This is a genomic window from Microcoleus sp. OTE_8_concoct_300 (genome assembly GCF_031383065.1).
Lineage (GTDB): Bacteria > Cyanobacteriota > Cyanobacteriia > Cyanobacteriales > Microcoleaceae > Microcoleus.
Genome location: NZ_JANMZH010000113.1, coordinates 1 through 2,364, shown reverse-complemented (window position 1 = coordinate 2,364; position 2,364 = coordinate 1). Strand labels below are relative to the sequence as shown.

2 protein-coding genes are annotated in these 2,364 nt (G+C 48.1%); both read left to right on the top strand.

Annotated features, from left to right (window positions below):
• On the top strand, positions 1–877 hold an 877-nt coding region (locus tag ACUVJL_RS05745; RefSeq protein ID WP_445244977.1), incomplete at its 5' end, for a glycosyltransferase family 4 protein.
• 103 nt (positions 878–980) lie between these two features.
• A complete protein-coding gene (locus ACUVJL_RS05740; RefSeq protein ID WP_445244976.1) occupies positions 981–2,210 on the top strand; it encodes a glycosyltransferase family 4 protein in 1,230 nt (409 codons plus the stop codon).
• Positions 2,211–2,364 lie beyond the last annotated feature (154 nt).

Genomic DNA, 2,364 nt, shown 5'->3' with positions numbered 1-2,364 from the left:
TCAAATCGTATTTCCCCAAGCTTTCTCGTTGTGGACTGTAATTGTAGCGCTTTTAAAACCGCTGATGCGGTGGAAAATTGCGATTATTTATGATGGTAGTTCCCCAAATACAGACTTTCGAGATTCGAGTTTTAGGACATTCGTTCGCCGCATCCTCGTGCGGTTTGCCGATGCTTTTGTTTCTAACAGTAATGCTGGTAAAAAATATTTGATGGAAGCGCTTAATGTACCGGAGGATAAAATTTTTACCAGAACCTATCTAGTCCCAGATGCGGGAGCTTTAATGAAACCGCTGGAGGAAACTGAGCCGCCGAATTGGGAGTTGAAACGCCCAATTTTTCTATATGTGGGGCGGCTCACATCAAGAAAAGGAATTAAAACGCTTTTAGAAGCTGGCGCTATTCTTAAAAGTCAAGGTTATGTTGATTATTCGCTGTTGATTGTTGGCAAGGGAGATCAGCGGGAAGAACTGGAAGCTTTTATTAAAGAGCGCCATTTTGAAGATCAGGTGATGTGGGGTGGATGGGTGGAATATGGAAATTTGGGTTCTTATTTTCAGCAAGCTGATGTTTTTGTATTTCCTACTTTTGAGGATGTCTGGGGAATGGTGGTACCGGAGGCGATGGTTTTTGGCAAACCTATACTATGCTCAAATGGTGCAGCTTCCTGCGAGTTGGTTGCTGAAGGGGAAAATGGTTATATTTTCGATCCTCACGATCCCTCAGCTTTAGCTGAGGCGATGCGGCGCTTTCTGGACAATCCAGATTTGATTAAGTCCATGGGAGAGCGATCGCGCGAGTTAATTGCGAAAACAACTCCGGAAACTGCTGCCCAAGCTTATGTAGAAGTTACATTATTTTTAATGGGGAATGGTTAGTTGTTAGTTGTTAGTTGTTGGTTCTATTGTTCCATTAACGGCTCACCACTAGCTACTAACCATTAACCACTAACCGCTAACTATTAACCACTAACAATTACCGATGAAAATTCTTTTATCTGCCTTTGCTTGCGAACCCGGACAAGGTTCTGAAGAAGGAGTCGGCTGGAATGCGGTGGTAGAAGCAGCCAAACACCAAGAAGTCTGGGTGCTAACTCGTACTTTTTACCGTGCCGCTATTGAAGCAGAGTTAGCCTTGCGCCCGATCCCAAATTTACATTTTGCCTATATTGAACCCTTCGGCTGGAGCGAAAACTTTAAAGGTAGACAGGGAGGGCTGCAATTGCACTATTACCTGTGGCAAATTTTGGCTTATTTAGAGGCGCGCGAGCTCCACCGCCAAATTAATTTCGATATCGCCCGCCATGTCACCTACGTTAAATTTTGGTCGCCTAGTTTCATCTCGCTGCTGCCAATTCCTTTTATTTGGGGGCCTGTGGGCGGCGGTGAAGCAGCCCCGAAACCTTTTTGGGCTGATTTTAGCTCTAAAGCAAAACTTTACGAAACGGCGCGAGATTGGGGACAGCGGCTCGGCGAAAGCGATCCCTTTGCCAGGATGACGGCTAGGCGAAGTGTCTTAGCTTTTGCGACAACTGAGGATACGGCGAAGCGGGTACGGGCGATGGGAGCAAAAAACGTGCAGGTGCTTTCGGAGGCGTGTCTGTCAAAGGCAGAGATGGCGCGGCTGGGAGAGTGCAAGCTGCCAGGGCCTTCCCCGATCAGGTTCATCAGTATGGGGCGGCTGCTGCACTGGAAAGGCTATCACCTCGCGTTGCGGGCCTTTGCCCAAGCTAACTTGCCGAATGGCGAATATTGGCTGCTGGGGGATGGCCCGGAACGCGAGCGCCTTCAGTCTCTAGCGGAAGAATTGGGCATTTCCTCTCAAGTTAAGTTGTGGGGGAGGCTGCCACGTGAGGAAACTTTGGGTAAGCTAGGTGAGTCTCATGTACTGATTCACCCTAGCTTGCACGATTCAGGAGGGTGGACTTGCTTGGAGGGGATGGCGGCGGGGCGCCCCATAATCTGCTTGGATCTGGGAGGGCCTGCTACTCAAGTGACGGCCCAAACGGGGGTAAAAGTACCTGCTTACAATCCAGAACAGGCAGTGCAGGGTCTAGCTGAGGCGATGGCTCATTTAGCCGGCGATGCCGAGTTGCGATCGCGCTTGGGTGAAGCAGGTCGTAATCACGTCAGGGAAGTATATGATTGGGATGTTAAAGGTGAATTCTTTGCCCAATTGTGCGAAAATATAGTCTATCGAAAATCAGGATAACTTCTGATTTGTTTGAGCGCACAAAACAAAGAAAACTATATTTTTTCAGGGGCGGTGAAACGTGGGCGTTGCAATCATTACTGGCTCGGCAGGTTTAATTGGCTCTGAGGCGTGTAAGTTCTTTGCCAAACAAGGCTTAGATATAGTTGGCATC